At 62.8% G+C, this 17,716-nt stretch carries 16 protein-coding genes; 1 reads left to right on the top strand and 15 read right to left on the bottom strand.

The features are described from left to right. Positions 1-254: 254 nt before the first annotated feature. From AC244Q_RS31425 to AC244Q_RS31375, 11 genes are all read right to left on the bottom strand, one after another. Positions 255-1,133, bottom strand: coding sequence for an FHA domain-containing protein (locus tag AC244Q_RS31425; RefSeq protein ID WP_017996887.1), 879 nt, complete (start codon positions 1,131-1,133; stop codon positions 255-257). Positions 1,134-1,135: 2 nt separating this feature from the next. Continuing rightward, positions 1,136-2,038, bottom strand: a complete 903-nt coding sequence (locus AC244Q_RS31420) for a type II secretion system F family protein (protein WP_012763624.1) — start codon at positions 2,036-2,038, stop codon at positions 1,136-1,138. Continuing rightward, the gene (locus AC244Q_RS31415; protein WP_128407621.1) at positions 2,038-2,901 is read right to left on the bottom strand and encodes a type II secretion system F family protein; all 864 of its coding nucleotides are present in this window, start codon (positions 2,899-2,901) and stop codon (positions 2,038-2,040) included. The genes AC244Q_RS31420 and AC244Q_RS31415 overlap by 1 nt, the downstream gene beginning before the upstream one ends. A 112-nt stretch (positions 2,902-3,013) precedes the next feature. Continuing rightward, entirely contained in the window at positions 3,014-4,912 is a 1,899-nt protein-coding gene (locus AC244Q_RS31410; protein WP_012763626.1) for a TadA family conjugal transfer-associated ATPase, read from the bottom strand. Between the two features lie 20 nt (positions 4,913-4,932). Then, a complete protein-coding gene (gene cpaB, locus AC244Q_RS31405; protein ID WP_128439134.1) occupies positions 4,933-5,889 on the bottom strand; it encodes a Flp pilus assembly protein CpaB in 957 nt (318 codons plus the stop codon). After that, complete coding sequence (locus AC244Q_RS31400; protein ID WP_113547797.1) at positions 5,886-6,824, bottom strand: hypothetical protein; 939 nt, start codon at positions 6,822-6,824, stop codon at positions 5,886-5,888. Before AC244Q_RS31400 ends, cpaB begins: the two co-directional genes overlap by 4 nt. Position 6,825: 1 nt before the next feature. Beyond that, positions 6,826-7,506 (bottom strand): TadE/TadG family type IV pilus assembly protein, encoded by a 681-nt coding sequence (locus AC244Q_RS31395; protein ID WP_012763629.1) that lies wholly within the window; start codon positions 7,504-7,506, stop codon positions 6,826-6,828. Continuing rightward, positions 7,478-9,118, bottom strand: coding sequence for a TadE/TadG family type IV pilus assembly protein (locus AC244Q_RS31390; RefSeq protein WP_128408103.1), 1,641 nt, complete (start codon positions 9,116-9,118; stop codon positions 7,478-7,480). The genes AC244Q_RS31395 and AC244Q_RS31390 overlap by 29 nt, the downstream gene beginning before the upstream one ends. Then, the gene (locus AC244Q_RS31385; RefSeq protein ID WP_012763631.1) at positions 9,115-9,912 is read right to left on the bottom strand and encodes a TadE/TadG family type IV pilus assembly protein; all 798 of its coding nucleotides are present in this window, start codon (positions 9,910-9,912) and stop codon (positions 9,115-9,117) included. The genes AC244Q_RS31390 and AC244Q_RS31385 overlap by 4 nt, the downstream gene beginning before the upstream one ends. Before the next feature lie 5 nt (positions 9,913-9,917). Then, positions 9,918-10,481 carry an A24 family peptidase gene (locus AC244Q_RS31380; protein ID WP_128408102.1) on the bottom strand — a complete coding sequence of 188 codons (564 nt, stop codon included), beginning with the start codon at positions 10,479-10,481 and terminating at the stop codon, positions 9,918-9,920. A 13-nt stretch (positions 10,482-10,494) separates the two neighbouring features. Continuing rightward, positions 10,495-10,698 carry a hypothetical protein gene (locus tag AC244Q_RS31375; protein ID WP_003548168.1) on the bottom strand — a complete coding sequence of 68 codons (204 nt, stop codon included), beginning with the start codon at positions 10,696-10,698 and terminating at the stop codon, positions 10,495-10,497. Between the two features lie 466 nt (positions 10,699-11,164). Here AC244Q_RS31375 and AC244Q_RS31370 point away from each other — a divergent pair, with 466 nt between their 5' ends. Continuing rightward, on the top strand, positions 11,165-12,478 hold the full coding sequence (locus AC244Q_RS31370; RefSeq protein ID WP_244432282.1) for a TadA family conjugal transfer-associated ATPase: 1,314 nt from the start codon (positions 11,165-11,167) through the stop codon (positions 12,476-12,478). A gap of 130 nt (positions 12,479-12,608) precedes the next feature. Here the strand turns inward: AC244Q_RS31370 and AC244Q_RS31365 are convergent, their stop codons facing one another. Genes AC244Q_RS31365 through AC244Q_RS31350 form a run of 4 tightly spaced genes read right to left on the bottom strand, consistent with a single transcriptional unit; the run spans position 12,609 to position 17,644 of the window. After that, entirely contained in the window at positions 12,609-13,154 is a 546-nt protein-coding gene (locus AC244Q_RS31365) for a sarcosine oxidase subunit gamma family protein (protein WP_128408101.1), read from the bottom strand. After that, a complete protein-coding gene (locus AC244Q_RS31360; RefSeq protein ID WP_128408100.1) occupies positions 13,147-16,104 on the bottom strand; it encodes a sarcosine oxidase subunit alpha family protein in 2,958 nt (985 codons plus the stop codon). The genes AC244Q_RS31365 and AC244Q_RS31360 overlap by 8 nt, the downstream gene beginning before the upstream one ends. Beyond that, the gene (locus AC244Q_RS31355; protein ID WP_017996899.1) at positions 16,101-16,382 is read right to left on the bottom strand and encodes a sarcosine oxidase subunit delta; all 282 of its coding nucleotides are present in this window, start codon (positions 16,380-16,382) and stop codon (positions 16,101-16,103) included. The genes AC244Q_RS31360 and AC244Q_RS31355 overlap by 4 nt, the downstream gene beginning before the upstream one ends. A gap of 11 nt (positions 16,383-16,393) precedes the next feature. Then, positions 16,394-17,644 carry a sarcosine oxidase subunit beta family protein gene (locus AC244Q_RS31350; protein ID WP_128408099.1) on the bottom strand — a complete coding sequence of 417 codons (1,251 nt, stop codon included), beginning with the start codon at positions 17,642-17,644 and terminating at the stop codon, positions 16,394-16,396. Positions 17,645-17,716 lie beyond the last annotated feature (72 nt).

The following is a 17,716-nucleotide window of genomic DNA, read 5'->3' as shown; positions in this document are numbered from 1 at the left end:
GAGGATAGAGGCTGTCGCACACCCTCAAAGGCGGCTTAATCTCCGTTCACACGCACGCACAGGTCTACACACACCGGGAAATCTTTATGCAATAACTAAATAAATTCAATATGATATCGCATGATGCAACTGACTTTGAGATAAAGGTCATCGCCAGTATTCCGGCAAGTCCTTGACATCGCTACCCGGCTCGCGCGGCATCGATGGTGAACAAGCCACATTTGTATGTCAGCGAGCAGCCGCAAGACTGGCGGTCAGCGGCGCGCCGGAGGCTTCACCGCGGCCCGCCGCTGCAGCGCGAAGCGCGCTGCCGAGCAGTTGACATCGGGAACGAGATCGTAGGTCTGTTGGTAGAGGGTCAGCGCCAGCGTTTTGTTGCCGCGGTTTTCCGAGGCAAGGGCTGCGAGTGCCGTGCGCTTGTAGGCCTCGACGATCGGCTCGGCGGCCTTCGCCAGCGCGGCGTCATCAGACGGTTCGGCGGCAAGCGAAAGGGCGGCATAGGTTGCGTCGCCATCCCTGCCGACACGGCCGCCGACTGCCCCGTTGAAGCTCGCCTCCGAAACCTGGCGCATGCGCCGGGCATTCTTGATGCATGTCGGAATGCGGCCGGCTTCCGCATTGATGCGTTCTGCCGTTGGGCCACCCTCCGCGCTGCCGCTGTCGGAGAGGATCACGTAACCGATGATGCCGACGATGGCGAGATAGGCGACACCCATGCCGGCGAGGAAGGCCGGCTGCTTGAGGAGCGATTTTTTCGGCTTGTCGTCACCTGCCTTGGAAGCCTCCTTCTTCGGCGCCTCCTTGGCGGCGGCCTTGACGACGAACTGGAATTCGACGTCCTTGCCGAGGCGGAAGCTGTCGCCGGCTTTCAGCGAGGCCGTCTGCAGCAGGGCTTCGCCGCGCAGCATGATCGGGTTCAGCCCCATGCGGCGAATGATGAAGCCGCCGTCGCTCTGCCGCTCGATGCGCGCATGGATCGGCGCAAGGAACGGATCGTCGACGACGATATCGGCATTAGCAGCCCTGCCGATCGACATTTCCGGCCGGTCGAGCACATGGCTGCGGCTCTGGCCACCGGGACCGGTCTGCAGAAGGCTTGGTTTGTTTCCGCGAAAGAAGGAAAAAAAGGCCATGATCAGAACATCCCACTCGACATCATCTCGACAATTGCAGGCGCCAGTACCAGAAGCAGGATCGACACGACGATCATCATCGCCGGCATGACGATCTTGGCCTTCAGCTTTTCACTGGCCCTGTCGGCCTTTTCCCAGCGCCGGAAGCGTAGGTCGCGCGCATGTTCGCGCAACAGCTCGACGCGGTTGCTGCCCTCGACTTCGCCCTGGATCACGGCGCGGATGACGCGGATGACCTCCTCGGCGGTCATGCGGCGCTCCAGACGCTGCAACGCCTCGATCATGCCGGTGCCGAGCGCCACGTCCTTCAGCGTCTGTTCGATCTCCTCGCTCATGACAGTGCCGGGTGCGGCTTCGGCATAAAGCCTCAGGCTTTCCGGCAGCGTCGCCTGCGCCTGCTGCGTCATGACGACCAGATCGAGGAAATAGGGAAATTCGCGCGAAATGCGTTCCTTGCGGTCCTGCGCCTTGTCGTCGGCGACGACCCAGAAATAGATCGCGGGGATCAGGCCAAGGATCAGCCCGGCCACGAGCCCGCCGATCACGCTGCCGCTGGCAATACCGAACAGCAGGCCGAGCACGACGAAACCGAAAAGGCTTAAGACCACGAGAAGCGCGATATATTCCCGCCCCGTGACGCCGCCGAAGGGCCGGCCGCCATAGATCAATTTCTGCTCCAGCTGCGCGCCGTAATCAGCCAGGAGGGTCTCAAAATGCGTCAGCACGAATTCGACCGGCGTGCGCATGCCGATGCTATCGACGATATTCGGCGGCGGACCATCGCCGCCTGCGGACCGGCGCACCACCTGAATGCTGCCGAGCATATCGCCTATCCACCAGACGAACAGCGCAGCGGTGATCCCGGCAAAGACGATGGCGATCGGGGCGAGGGGTATCTGAGACATCAGACCGACACCTTCATCATCGAGCGCATCCAGAAGAAACCGGTCGCGTAGAGAATGGCGCCGACGATCGCGATGACGATGCCGATGGCGTTGCCGAACACCTTGTCGATCAGTTCCGGCTGGCCGAAGAAGATCATCAGCATCATGAACAGCGCGCCGCCATTGACGACGCGAAAGTTCATGCGCGCCTGCGACGACGAGGTCGTGATCTTCTGATCGAGCTTCCAGATTTCCTTGAAGGATTTCGACATTTCGGTCAGCGGCTCGGAGATGTCACCGCCCTGGCGGGCAAAGAGACCGAGGGCTGCATCGACCATCTTGAAGTGCAGGCTCGGCACGTCGCGGCCGTGGCGGTCGAGCGCCTCGACCAGGCCGATGCCGAGTTTCTGTTCGCGGGCGATGCGCTCGAACTCGCGCGAGGCCGGCATCTGGCCGGTATCGGCCACCGCATTGACGGCGATGGCGAGCGGCTTGCCGGTGCGCACCGCCGAGACGATCTGGTCGACGGCATAGGGAAGCTGCGATTCGATCTGCAGCCAGCGACGCTGCAGAAAATAACGGATCATGCCCTTGGGGAGGAAGATGGCGACCGGGATGGCGATGACGATGCCGAAGATCGGCCCGAAGATCAGCGAAATCACGATGAAGACGACGATCGCCGTGATGCCGTAGGCAAGGATCATCGTATAGGGTGGAACGGCATCGCGCCCGAAGACCTGCGCCGCCTCGCTGGCCAGCGCAATGTCGCGTTCGGTGGCGCGCAGCAGCGGCGCCGGCCATCGCACCGGCGCGCCCCAGACGAGCAGCCCCGCCGTCACAGCGCCGAGGGCGACCGTAAAAATCTGCAGAATGCTGATATTCATCGTTTCCCCCTCAGAGCAATTCCAGAAAAAGTGCGAAGCGGTTTTTCCGTCCGGAATTGCGTAAAAACAAAAGCTTAGAGCGGTTCTGCGTTTCCGCGAAACCTGAACCGCTCTAGACGAACATGTCCAGTTTTTCGATCTCGCCGTCGTCGTTGAACTCGACGAGCTCGGCGACGAAGCTTGGCAGGTAGCCGGTGAAGGCATGCACGGCCTGGCCGCCGGCGCGGCCGACGAGATTGAAGATCGGCTCGACGATGATGAGGCCGGTATCCGGATCGATACCGATCACCTCCGATATTTCGGTGACGGCGCGCCGACCATTTGCCAGGCGGTTCAGCTGCACGACAAGTTCGACCGCGGCAACGATCTGCTGGCGGATCGCCATGACAGGCAGCGAGCTCTGCCCCTGCAGCACCATCACCTCCAGGCGGGTCATCATGTCCTGCGGCGTATTGGCATGCGCCGTCGTCATCGAGCCGGCATGCCCGGTGTTCATCGCCTGCAGCATGTCGATCGCCTCGGCGCCGCGGCACTCGCCGACGATGATGCGGTCGGGACGCATGCGCAGCGCGTTGCGCACGAGGTCGCGGATGGTGACGCTGGTCTCCGACTCCGCCGTCTTCGGCCGCGATTGAAGATAGACGACATGAATGCCGTCGAGCTGCAGTTCCGACGTGTCTTCGACGGCAACGACGCGCTCGCCCACCGGAATGAACTGCGACAGGCTGTTCAAGAGCGTCGTCTTGCCGGAGCCGGTGCCGCCTGAGACGACGATGTTCTTGCGGGAGCGGACGGCCGCCTCGAGGAAGGCGCGCATCGGCTCGCTGAGCGCGCCGGCGGTCACCAGTTTGCTGATATCGAGCCGCGACTTGCCGCCGAACTTGCGGATGGTGAGGCAGGCGCCCTTGACCGCCAGCGGCGGAATGACGGCGTTGACGCGAGAGCCATCCGGCATGCGGAAGTCGGCCATCGCCTCGCTCTCGTTGATCGAGCGGTTGGAATCGACGGCGATGCGCTCGATCACCTTCATCAGCTGCCGCTCATTGGCGAAGGCGAAGGGATAGCGCTCCAGCAGGCCGAATTTTTCGACGTAGATCTCGTCGTAGCGCGTCACCATGATTTCCGAGATCACGTCGAGATCCATCAGCTCGGAGATCGTTCCCCAGCGATACATCAGCTCCTCGATGCTGGAGCGCAGGTGCATATGGGCGATCTCATAGCGGTCACCGGCGTTAAAAAGCGCTTGCCGAGACTGGAAAGCTGCGCTGAAACGGGTGTCGAGCTGGGCAAAGTCCGCGCGGGTGGATTCGAAGTTGAGCTTGAGCTGCAGCGCCGAAATCAGCGCCTTGCCGACGTCGAAGAGGCGGCGATTGTCCTGCTCCTCGCGCGACAGGCTTGCGGCATTCGACGATGCGTCGCGCCGCCCCGTTCGGGCAATGCGTTTGGCCAGCCACCGATAGACGGCGTTCTTGATGACAAGGATGACGAGATCCTGCTGTGCTGCGTCGAGCGCCTCCTTGATGAACATGTCGAGGCGTTCGCGGATGCGGTTTCGCGTGTCCTCGCGGCCGAAATCGGCGGATTTCACCAGCCGGTCATATTGCGTGTCCTTCAGCAGACGTTCGTGGATTTCCATCTGCAGGGCGAGCACGCGTTCCTGATCGGGAAATTGCGTCACCACCTCGGCGGCCGCGGCCGGCTCGACGAGCTCGATCGTGACATTCGGCACCCAGATCGACATGCCGGCCGAGACTGCAACCGGGGTGCCGGCCCGAAGCGGCTGATCGTCGACCCGCGTCGGGTTGCGTCCGTGATGCTGCACCGACCATCCCTGGCCGGACTTCCGCAGCACGAATTGCGGCGAAGAGACGTGGCTGCCCCGCAACCGCACGACCCCCGCGCCGGCGGGCAGCGTCAGCGTGCTGCTCTCGCCGACGAAATAGGTTTCGTTCGCCGAGAGCGGGATGACCTCTCGACCGCTGCCGTCCTCATAGGAAATCTTCAACAGCATGGCTTATTCCCCCGCGACGGTCACATGCGCGTCCAGTTGATGCTCGGCAGGTCCTCGACGGTATTGTCGGCCGGATTGCGCAGCACGAGGTTTAGGCTGCCGTTCGACTGGCCCATGGCAAAAATCAGCATTTCGGCTTCCGACGGCGTCACTTCGACGGTCACATTGTTGTAGGTGCTGTTCGCCTTGGTGACCGCACCCTCCGCCGTCGTCGCCGCGCCGACGGCCAGAACCTTGACATTCTGCAGGAAGGTGCGGGTGACGACGCGGGTACGCGAGCTGATGCCGAGTTTATAATCCTGCGCCTGCTTGCGGTAGGCGTTGACGTCGTTCTCGTCGGCACCGGGATACTGGGTGAGATAGTTCTTCAGCATCTGCTCGACCGGCGACTGCGGCTGGGCTGGAGCCTGCGGCTGTGCGGCTGTGGCCGGCGCCTGGCCCGGCACGGCAGGCTGACCTGGCAAGGCAGCGGGCTGGCCGGGAGCTCCCGGCTGGTTCGCGGCGGCCGGCGCCACGGGCTCGACCGGTTCGTCGACCGTGCCGAGGATATCGACATAGCTGCCCGGCTCGACGAAATGGCCGACGGCCGCGGCCGCGTTGACAGGGAGGGTCAGCGCCCGCTTGCCGGGCGCGATCATCGTCGTCAGGCGTCCGCCGTCGGTATCGTCGAAATACTGAAAGAGCAACACGGAGCCGGCCGGAATATCGCTCGCGGCCGTCCTGTCCTTCAGCCATTCCTGATAGGCGCTGGCGGCGGGAACCGCGAGTTTGGCCAGCGCCCCGAAGCTTTCCGGCAGCATCACCGGTTCGGCGAGCATGTCGGGCGTGATCGCCTGTCCTCGCGTGACCTTCCTGTCGGGCTGGAGCCGCATGAAGGCATAGGCCACCTGCTCGTTCTTGACGCTCTCGGTCCAGAAGTAGAGCAGAACGCCGGTGATGAGCCCGACGATGACAGCCGCGATGAGCTTCCAGTTCATGGTGTTATTCCTTCGACGAAGGGTTGCCTGATTTGAATGACTTCGACGGTCCGGCCGTCGGTTTTGCTGCGAGTGTACAAGACATTGGCCTCGACGCTGCCGCGCCGGCCATAAAGTGCTGTGACCCCGCCGCGCTGTGCCGGCGGCGTCTCGATGGTAAAACCGTCGCGGGCAAGCAGATCGGCGCGTTGATCGGACCAGCGCACGGCCGACAGCGTGCCTTTCGACACGACCGTGCGCGACGTGTGGCTTTGGTCGCGATCGCCGATATCGCTCAGCACCTCGACACCGGCCGGCGGACGCAGCGACATCGGCAGCTTGCTGACATCGGCGGGGGCCGCAAAGGCCGGCAGCGTCGAGGCAACATCCTCGAAGCGGCTCATCAGCACCTCGGTCCTCGGCGCATCGGCGGGACGGCGGATCATGATCGAGACGCCCGGGATCGGCGCTCTTGCCGAAGGATTTTTAGGATCCTGCCGGCGGAGATAGTCGAGGGCCGCCTCGCCGTCGCCGTCGAAGAACCGCACCACCACGGCGAGATCGTCGCGGATGCGGCTCGTCTTCGGGACGATCAGCATGTTGGCGGCAATGACCGCGGTCAGTTCTTCCTTGTTATCGCTCCTGGGCAAGGCCGGCCTTGTATTGGCGGCCAGCACCCGCAGCCATTCGTCGGTGATATCGGAAATGCTGCGATCGCTCTGGTAGGGCGTGAATTCAAGCGGCTGGCCGTTGATGACGAGATCGCGCGGCGCCCGCTCCGGCGCGCCGAGGATGCCGGCCAGCATCGAGTTCAGCGTCACTTTGAAATCCTTGTAGATTTCGGCACGGACCGGTGTGGCCACGGCGACGGCGAGCCCGATCACCAGCACCAAACCAGTGAGATGGCCGGCAAGGTGACCGGCGAGACGAAAGGAGATGCGCGCGCCCTGCATCATCTTATTTCGCTCCCGGGAAGACGCCGTCGAACAGATCGCCGGAATCGTCGGCCACATCGCGGATTTCCCGACGCAGCGTCGGATCGTAGCCACGGCGCGTGGTATCGTTGTTGTGGGAGGCAAACAGCGTCGAGTCATCAACCGTGAACGCGTCCTTCCAGCGGAGGCTTCTGATCGTATCGAGATCATCGGAATCCCTGAACTTGTAGACCCGGTCGGCCGTAGCGGTGACGAGCTGCGGCTTCTCATTGGCGAGGTCGCCGACCATGTCGCCGAAATCGCGCCCGTCGCTCTTCAAGGTATTTTGCACGTCGTCCCAGACAAAGGTGCGTTGCGGGTCGCCGTCGCCTTCATGCGATGGCGTGCGCGCGCAGCTCATGGCGTCGCCCCCGGGCAGTGCCGGCAAGGCCGGGATCGGGAAGACGTTCGAGAAATCCGACGTGCAGTCCAGCCCATTCGCCTCGGCGAAGGCGGCGTTGCGCATCGCAAGCATGGTTCCCACCTTCTTGGTGGAAATCTTGTTGGCGTGGATGACGAAAATCACGATCAGCAGGATAACTGGCGCGGCAAGTACGAATTCGATCGAGGCGAGACCGCGCCTGTCGCGGTGCAGCCGCATCAGCAGCCCGCGGCCTGGAAGACCGCCCGTAGGCTCAGTGTGTGTTGACGGCAGCCCAGGCATTGGCTCCTCCTCGGTCGAAGACGCGGGTCAGACCGGTAAAACTGTCGGCCGCCGGGCTCTGCTTGATGGTGTTCGAAACCTCGCCGATATCGTCGGCTAGCGTGGCGGGCGCAAGCGATGCCAGCCAGTCCTGTGTGTAGAGGTCGAAGGCCGTGTAATTGTGGACCCAGCTCTGCGCGAGCGCATAGGCCGACGGTGTCTTGTCCTTGAAGATGCGGATCTGCAGCCTGGCGCGCGGGGCGCGCGAAACGATCGCCAGCGTCTGGTAGTCGTCGAGTTGCTCGCCGCCGAAAGGCGTGAAGTTGAAAGGTGTGCGTCCCTTCAGCCAGTAAGGCTTCGGGAAGGAAACGACAGGCAGTGCGCCTGCCATCGAAATCGCAGCACCCGCCGGGCTGCAGACCCCATCCCAGATCGTGTCGAACTTGCGGGTGAAATCATTCTCGTCCTTTGTCTGCGCGTCGGAATAACGCGGCGGCACGTCGATCGGCAGCTGGAAGGGATTGGTGACGCCAAAGCCGACGCCGAAGACCTTGTCCGCGAGCCAGAAGCTGACGTCGAGCGCTGCTTCTTCCAGCCAGCTCAGATCACCGGCATATTGCTCGACGATCGCCTTGAACGGTACCTTGCTCAGGTAAGCTGGGCCGAAGGCTTCATAGAAGATGTAGAAGTTCACCAGCGCATCGTCGATGCCGCTTTCGTGGTTCACCCAGTCGCGAATATGGCTGCCATCGACGCCGCCTGCGGTCAACGGACCCTTGCCGTTGGGGAAGCCGCGGTTGGCAAACTCGCCGCGCATGAGGAACGGGTCCTGCCCTTGGGTGCCATAGGTCATGGCAATGCACATTTCAGCGTAGGCCGAGGCGGGATTGATGCCGTCGCGATCGACCGGCAGATTACCGCCCGCACCCTCTCCGGCGTTGTTGCAGGACTCGCAGGGCGGATGGAAGACGACATGATCCGACTTGTTCAGGCGCACCAAATGCAGGGCCTCGTTGCCAACGCGCTGCGGGAAGCTTTCGACGAGATAGTCGTTGAGGTCGTTCATGGCGTCGATAATGTCGCTGGACTTCACGATGAGGCCCCAGGGATCATAATCGAGCTGTGCTTTTACCGTATAGCCAATCGCCAGGCCGGCTTCCGTCGCCCGGAACCCCTGGAAAGCCAGGCAAGCGCCGTAGATGATGCCACCGACGATCGGCACCTTCTGCCAGCCCGGGCAGTAGGGCATCGGCGGAAGCGGCGGCAGGAGCGACGCCGGCCCGAAGCCTTCGGTGAACGAATATTCGGCGAGTTTCGCCAGAATGGCGGCCGAGCGCACGGCCAGTTCCGCCGTCGTCAGCTGGAAGGCGACCGAGGTCGCCATGACGACGGTTGCCTGCGAGGAGGCGACGTTGTTCATCGCCATGATGTTGAGATAGCGGGCTTCCCAGTCGGCATGGACGAGTGCGGCGGCATCGGCCGTGTCCTGCGTGCGCTGCTTGTCGTAGATCATCTGTCCCGTATTCAGGATCCAGACGATCATCAGGGCGAGCGCGATCGTCATGTAGAGGATGATCGGTGACAGGAAGCCGCGTTCGTCGCGATGCAGGCGCTTGATGAGGGTCGGTGTCATAGCAGGTTCACCTCCGCCGTCGAGATCGTGTAGTAGCGGCCGTCCTTCCTCTGGCCGCGGGCAAAGACCCAGCCGGCATATTCGAGCAGCAGGAAGCGCGCTTCCACCTTGGCGGTGACCGGCACATGCGGCGAGCGGTTGATGGCCGCATAGAGCGCCATCGGCGCGCGGTCGACGGTCACGGTGACGTTTTGCGGGTCGAACATGTAGCGGGCCTGGTTGCGCATCGCGCGCCAGTTCTTCGAAAGCCCGGAGGCATCGGCAAGGTTTTTCAGCGCATCTTCCGGCGGCTGGCAGGCGCCGACGCATTTCAGCTGGTCGTAGGGTGCGGCCGGGATCAGCGCCAGGCGGGCGGCAAGATCGGCTTTGCCGGCAGCAGCGTCGTCATCGCAGGTCTTGACGTCGATTAGGCTTCGCAGCGTGATCGGCAGGGCCGGGCAGAAATAGACGCGGGCGCTGCGGGCCGCCGCATAGGCAGCATAGTGGGTGAAGAGGTGGTTTTTTGCCAGGATGGTGAATTGGAAGACCACGAACATGAAGAAGACGAAGACCGGTGTCACGAGGACGAAATCCATCATTGTCGTGCTGCCGGAGGTATCGCCGTGCAACTCCGATATCCGGCGCCGGCGGGCGGAAAGCCGCGGCAGCAGCAGCATAGAGGCAAGCAGCAGCATGGCGATCGCAAAGGTACCGAGGAGCGCGCCGTGATCCTGAGGGACCCAGAAGGTCCGCGAGTGCAGGATCGAACTCCAGAAGGCACCGTCGAAGATGGGGCGTTCGAGTTCAGCGCGCATTGCCGTTACCTCACGAATGAAAGAGGGGTGAAATCGGGCATGAAAAGGCACCAGAGAAGTCCGAGAGCAGCGGCAACGCCGAAGCGAACGGTATGATGGGTTTCGCGCGGCTTCAGCACGGAAGCGGCATCGCGGAAACCGGCAGGCAGGAGAAGCGCAAACAATCCGACCGTTCGGGCCAGCACGCTCCACTGAACACGCCGCGCCATGGAGAAAACGGCAATCACGCCGCCGACCATCAGCGATGCAAGGGTTACGTCGATGGCGGGCCCGAGGCCAAGAATGGCGCCGAGCGCCGCCATCAGCTTGACGTCGCCGCCGCCGCAGCTTCCGGCTGCGAAGGCGATGATGAAGATCAGGCCGGCTGCAAAGAGGCCTGCGAAAGCAAGCCCTATCCCCGCGAGACCGCCGCTGACTGCCGCCAACATGAACCCGCCAAGCAGGCAAGGATAAGTGACGGCGTTCGGGATATGACCGTGGCGATGGTCGAGCACCGCCGCGGTCATGGTGCAGGCGACGGCAAGAGCCGCCGCCGCAGGCATCAGGGTCAGATCATAGGTCGTATCCATGATCCCGACCCGCTTATTGACCCGGCTCAGGAATTCTCTCGGCATCCGAGAGCGCCGTGTTCTTTTCGTTGAACCATTCGCCGATCTGTTTGCCGAATGCGAGCAGGATCAGCATCAGCGGAATGACGATCAGGGCGACGGCCAGGACGATCTGGGCCATGTCGCCGCGTTCGTCCTTGTGAAGTGCAATTGCGAGAGTCTTGAGTTTACCAAACATGTGAGTACTCCTCATTCCCAGGTTTGTTTCGGTTCGAAGCCTTGGTGAAGATGAACCAAGCATACGCTATCGATCCGAACGAGCATGTTGCTCGATCCAATGATATTTTCTGCTTCAGCTTATCTTCCCCGGCGGCCAACGTTTGTTGAGCAACACCATTAAGACCCAAGAGTGCGCCCAAGGCCAGCCCTCCGTCAAGCAAACGAAACGAAGGGTTCCAATTGTCTTGGAGGCATCGGCGACAAAGTCGCAGTTGACGCCGGGTTTTTTTAACTAACCTTTTGAACAGGCTGAAGTTTTACCTGTGGAGAAGAAATTTTTGATGGTCCTTCGCGGCTTCGTCTACTGCTCCATAATTGGCCAATTCTTTCAAAGCGATAGAAGAGAAGGCGTACCGCGGGTAGAATCACCGCCCGCACGGCACCCGACCATGGCGTTGTTTGATGATCTGGATTAAGCTCCTGAAATGGTGGGTATCGCCCGCCAGTCGATCCGGAGAGAGAACGATGGAAACGATGAGCAGCATCTTAATACTTGGATTGGTCCTCATTCCATTGATGATGTTCTTTCCGACCGCGGTTCAGATGATGGCGACGCTGTTCGGCATGAGCACGGTCCTGGTCGGGATGCCGCTCTGATGAAGGCCGTATCCGACGACGCTGCCGAACAGGCCACCTTCCAGGTCCTGACCCGGGCGCTGGACAAGCTGCTTGGGCCGATCCGTTTTCTCCTCGATGATCCGAGCGTGTCCGAAATCCTGATCAACGGCACATCCGACATTTTCGTCGAAAGGCGAGGCAAGCTCGAACGCGCCGATACGCGTTTCGCCAGTCGTGAGGATCTGGAATCGGCCGCGCGCAGCATCGCGCAGTTCTCAGGCAAGCGGCTGACGCCGGAGGAACCGAGCGTCGAGGCCCGTCTGCCGGATGGTTCGCGCGTGCAGATGATCCAGCCGCCCGCGTCGCGCACCGGGCTCTGCATCTCCATCCGCCGTTTTTTGAAAGAACATCGCAGCATCCATGATCTCGTCACCCAGGGCAGCCTGACCGACGAGTCGCTGACGCTGCTGCAGGCGGCCGTTGGGCTGCAAAAGAACGTCATCATCTCGGGCGGCACCGGCACCGGCAAGACGACCATGCTGAACGCACTGTCGGAAGCCTTTGCCGACCACGAGCGCATCATCGTCATTGAAGACACGTCCGAACTGCAGATCCGTAAGGAACACGTGGTCTATCTCGAAGTGACGAAGCCCGATCGGTTCGGCCGCGGCGGCGCCAGCATCCGCGACCTGTTCCGCTCGTCGCTGCGCATGCGGCCCGACCGGGTCATCGTCGGCGAGTGCCGCGGCGGCGAGGCGCTCGATATGATCCAGGCAATGACATCAGGTCACAGCGGCAGCCTTTCGACGGTGCATGCGAATACGCCCTATGACTCCCTGCACCGGCTGGAAACGCTGGCGCTGATGTCTGATATCGACATGCCGCTTCGGCCGCTGCGCGCCCAGATCGCCTCGGCGGTCGACGTCGTCGTGCAGATCGCCCGCTTCAAGCGCACAGGAAGGCGCCGGGTGGTCGAGATTTCCGAGATCAAGGGCCTGAACAATGACGGCCAGTATATCGTCGAAAGCATCTACAAGCTCGAGGGCGACGGCCATTCCAATCCCGACGGCGCACTGCTGTGGACCGGTGTAGTACCGAGCTTTGCCGCCGATGCGCTGGAGGAGCTGCAAGGCGCGGCGCGCCCCGAATGGGTCGGCGCCGCCTCGCTGCATACAGCTTGAAAACGATCGAAACCCGCCTCTAGACCAGGGTGATTTTGGGCCGGATCGGCCTAAAATCATCCTGGTCTACGTTATATAGTGAGAGCATGATGTCATCGGAAAACCTCACACTTTTCGGCATAATGCTCTGTCAGACGTCGTCCTTTTCAGCGCTCGCCGCCATATGCACGAGATCGTCCCAGAGGCTTTCGGCAAAACTGCGCAGGACCGTGAGTTCGAAGCTGTCATCGCCGGTGCGGACGATCTGCACGGAGAGATGACCGACCATCGTCATGGCCGAATGGCCTTCCGGAAAGACGGAAGGATCGAGATCGACGGCGGCCCCCCTTGAGAGAAGTGCGCGCGAAGAACGGCCGGAAACGCCGATACGCACGCGCCCGTGGCTCTGGTCCATGACGAAAGCCTTTCCCGCAAGTGCTGCCGCGAGAGCATGGAGGCTGGCGGGCACGAGCGGCTCGTCGCCGGCGACGAACCATTGCCAAAAGCCTGCCTTACGGATCGAACTTTTCGCAAAGCCTGCTTTCACCAATTCTGCGGCGAGCGCGGTGGGCTCGATTGCGCCGAGCACATGCAGGAGATGGCCCTCCGGCAAGGCTTCCAGCCGGACGCCCGCCCCTGAGATGCCTTTATATGCTGCCCCGGCCAGAACCGGCTTGTGTTGCGGAAGATCACGCATGGAGCTTCTCGTTTTCGGGATCGATGAAGACGGGATGGCAGAGCACCGCATCGGTGAATTCGTTGCGCAGGCCGTTCCAGACCGTCACCTTTTCACCGATGCGCTCCGGCCCACGCCTGACGAGCGCCAGGCCGATCGTATGGCCGAGCCCTGGCGAAAAGGCGCTTGAAGTGACGTAGCCTTGGTCGTTTTCGAGGGTCGCCGCAACGCCGTCGGCGAGAATATGCGAGCCGGTGCGGAAACCGGTCGCCGGATTAAGCGGCTTGACGCCGACAAGGCGCTGCCGCTCGGGATCTTGCAGCCCTTCGCGGGCAAGCAATGCCTTGCCGATGAAATCCGGCTTGGTTGATGAAACCATGCGGCCGAAACCGAGGTCGCCAGGCGTCACCGTGCCGTTGATTTCGGCATGGGTGACATGGCCCTTTTCGATGCGCATGACGCCGAGCGCTTCGGCGCCATAGGCGCAGATGCCATGTTTCTCGCCCGCCGCCATGATCGCATCCGCAACGCCTTCGCCGTAGCCGGCGGGCACCGCCAGCTCGTAGGCGAGTTCGCCCGAGAAGGAAATCCGGAAGAGCCGCCCTTCAAGTTGGCCGCCGAACAGGGAGACCTTGCGCGCGCTCATGAAGGGGAAGGCTGCATCCGACAAATCCTCGTCGACGATCTCCTGAAGAATGGCGCGCGACTTCGGCCCGGCAACGGCCATCTGCGCCCATTGATCGGTCGAGGAGGCGAAGCAGACGTCGAGTTCCGGCCAGAGCGTCTGGGCGCAGAATTCGAGATGGGTCAACACGCCGGCGGCAAGTGCGGTCGTCGTCGTCATGAAGAAATGCTCGTCACTGAACCGGCTGGTGGTGCCGTCATCATAGATGAAGCCGTCCTCACGCAGCATGATGCCGTAACGCGCCTTGCCGACAGCGAGCTTGGCGAAGCCGTTGCAATAGATGCGATCGAGGAAGGTCGCGGCATCCCTCCCTGATATTTCGATCTTGCCGAGGGTCGAGACGTCGCAGAGGCCGGCATTCTTCCGGATGTTCAGCACCTCGCGGTCGACGCTTTCACGCCATGTCGTCTCTCCGGCGCGCGGAAACCAGGCGGACCGGTACCAGAGGCCGGTTTCGACGAAGATCGCGCCATTCTTCTTAGCCCAGCCATGCAGCGGCGATTTGCGCGCCGGCTGGAAATGTTTGCCGCGCGACGCCCCGGTCAAGGCGCCGAAGGAAACCGGCGTGTAGAAGGGCCGGAAGGTCGTCGTTCCCACCTCGGCGGGTGACACGCCGCGTGCCTCGGCAAGGATGCCGATGGCGTTGATGTTGGAAAGCTTGCCCTGATCGGTCGCCATGCCTGATGTGGTGTAACGCTTGGCGAGCTCGACGTGGCCGTAGCCTTCGCGGACGGCGAGGCCGAGATCCTTGAGATGCACGTCGTTCTGGTAATCGACGAAGGCCTTGCCCTTCGAGCCCTTGACCGACCAGAGCGGCTTTGCCTGTGCAGCCGCCTCGGACGCCAAGGCAAAGGCCGGTTCCGCCGCCGCGAAACCGATCGTCTTCAACGCGGCAACTGCCTTTGCGGCGCCATCACCGAGGCAGGTCGCGGTTTGCGCAAGGCCGGCAGCCGAGCCGGCAACGGTCAGACCTTCCTGCTGGACAGGCGCCAGAAACGCCGAGGCCTCGTCCGACCATTGCGGTTTCGCACCGCGATGGCAGGCAAGATGAATGATCGGGCTCCAGCCGCCCGACATGGCTAGCGCATCGGCTTCGATCCGGCGGGTGCCGGTTGCGGTTTCGACGCTGACGCCGCGCAGGCGCTTGCCGCCAAGCGCATCGATGACCCTGGCGCCCTTCAGCACTTCGGCGCGGCCCTGCCAGCTCGCGGCCGCATCCGCGCGGCTGTCGACGATCGCCGCGACGGTGAGGCCGGCGGCCTCCAGATCGGCTGCGGTTCGATATCCGGCATCGTTGGTGGTGAAGATGACCGTGCTTCTGCCGGGCGCGACCGCCTGCCGATTGAGATAGCTGCGCATCGCGCCTGCCATCATCACACCGGGAATATCGTTGCCGCCGAAGACCAGCGGACGCTCCTCGACGCCGGTTGCAAGGATCGCCTGGCGGGCGACGATGCGCCACAAGCGTTCCACGGGGCGTTCCGGATCCGGCATCGCCACATGCTTCTGCACCCGTTCGACGGCGCCAAAGACATTGTCGTCATACCAGCCGAACACCGTCATGCGCGGCAGGCGGCGCACGTTCTCCAGGCTCGCCAGTTCGGCAAGCAGCGCGCCGAGAAGCGCATCCGCCGGCTTGCCGTCAATGGTGGCGCTGTCGGAAAGCAGGCTGCCGCCAAGTTCGGACCCCTCGTCGGCGAGGATGACGCGCGCACCGGCGCGGCCGGCGGTCAGCGCTGCGGCAAGACCGGTCGGGCCGGCACCGATCACCAGCAGATCGCAATGCGCCCAGCATTTCTCGTAGCTATCGGGATCGGCCTCGTAGGAAGCCCTGCCGAGGCCCGCCGCCTTGCGGATCACCGGCTCGTAGAGCTTTTCCCAGAGGGCCGCCGGCCACATGAAGGTCTTGTAGTAGAAGCCGGCACTGAGGAAGGGCGACAGCAGCCCGTTGACCGCGCCGACATCGAAGCCGAGCGAAGGCCAGCGGTTCTGGCTCTTTGCCGTCAGCCCCTGGTAGAGCTCGATCATCGTGGCCCGCGTATTCGGCTCGGTGCGCCCGCCGCTGCCCGTCGTTACCAGCGCGTTCGGTTCGGCAGCGCCCGCCGTCAGGATGCCGCGCGGGCGGTGATATTTGAAGCTGCGGCCGACGAGCTGGACGCCGTTGGCAAGCAGCGCCGAGGCGAGTGTATCGCCCGGATGGCCTTCGAGTGGCCTGCCGTCGAAAGTAAAACCGAGCGTCGTGGCGCGGTCGATGCGGCCGCCGGAGGAAAGACGGAAGCTCGTCATGCCGGTTCTCCGCCGAGCTTGGAAAGAGCGGCATCCCTGACGCCGTGGACCACATGGGTGACGGTATCGCGTTCGACGATCAGCCAGCGGCGGCATCCGGAAGAGTGGTGCCAATATTCGCTGTGCCGGCCTCTCGGATTGTCGCGCAGATAGACATAATCGAACCAGGCCGCCGCACCGGCATCCGGCGCCGGCCTGATAAGGCCGGCATCGCCGCGGATCGAGAACTCCTCCTTCGGTCGGGCGCCGCAATGGGGACAGGAAATCAAGCTCGCCATCTTAAATGTCCTCAGTGCAGATTGGGCTGGGCGCCGACGCCCTTTTCGTCGATCGGATAGCCGCGCGCGAAGCGGTCGAGCCGGAAGGCGCGGGCGGTCTGATGCGGCGCGTTGCGGGCGATCAGATGGGCGTAGCAGAAGCCGGAGGCGGGTGTGGCCTTGAAGCCGCCGTAACACCAGCCGGTGTTGAGATAGAGATTGTCGATATGGGTGCGGTCGATGATCGGCGAGCCGTCCATGCTCATATCCATGACGCCACCCCAGGAGCGCAGATAACGCACGCGCGACAGCGACGGAATCAGCGCCAGCCCGGCTTCGGCGACATGCTCGACCGAGGCGAGATTGCCGCGCTGGGCATAGGAATTGTAGCCGTCGATGTCACCGCCGAAGACCAGGCCGCCCTTGTCCGACTGGGACGCGTAGAAATGCCCGGCGCCGAAGGTGACGACCGTGTCGATGAACGGTTTCAGCCCTTCGGAGACGAAGGCCTGCAGCACATGGCTTTCGATCGGCAGGCGAAGGCCGGCCATATCGGCGACGACGGTGGAGTTGCCGGCGGCAGCAAGCGCCAGCTTGCCGCAGCCGATGAAGCCCTTGTTGGTCTCGACGCCGGTAATCCGACCGTTTTCGCTGCGGATGCCGGTCACCTCGCACTGGGTGATGATGTCGACGCCGCGCTGATCGGCGCCTCGCGCATAACCCCAGGCGACCGCATCGTGGCGCACCGTGCCGCCGCGCGGCTGGAACAGGCCGCCCATAATGGGGAAACGGGCATTGTCGAAATCGAGGAAGGGCAATTTCCTGCGTACCGCCTGCCGGTCGAGAAGCTCGGCGTCGACGCCATGCAGCCGCATGGCGTTGCCGCGGCGCGTATAGGCGTCGCGCTGCGCGTCGGAATGGAAGAGGTTGAGAACGCCGCGCTGCGAGACCATGGCGTTGAAGTTGAAGTCCTGCTCCAGCCCCTCCCAAAGTTTCATCGACAGCTCGTAGAACGGATTATTACCCGGCAGCAGATAGTTCGAGCGGATGATCGTCGTGTTCCTGCCGATATTGCCGGAGCCGAGATAGCCCTTTTCGAGGACAGCGACATTGGTGACGCCGAACTCCTTGGCAAGGTAGTAGGCGGTGGCAAGACCATGCCCGCCGCCGCCGACGATGATGACGTCGTAATGCGGCTTCGGCGCCGGCTCGCGCCAGGCCGGCGCCCAGCCTTTGTTGCCGCGAAGGCCGTTCAGGAAAATCGAAAGAGCGGAATAGCGCATGGTCACTCCGGAAAGAACAGCTGCATGATGCCAGAAAGAGAAGGGCTGACTTGCACAGAAGGGACACAAATC

The sequence above is a fragment of the Rhizobium sp. CB2179 genome, assembly GCF_057653455.1.
This window is presented reverse-complemented; position numbering and strand designations above follow the sequence as displayed.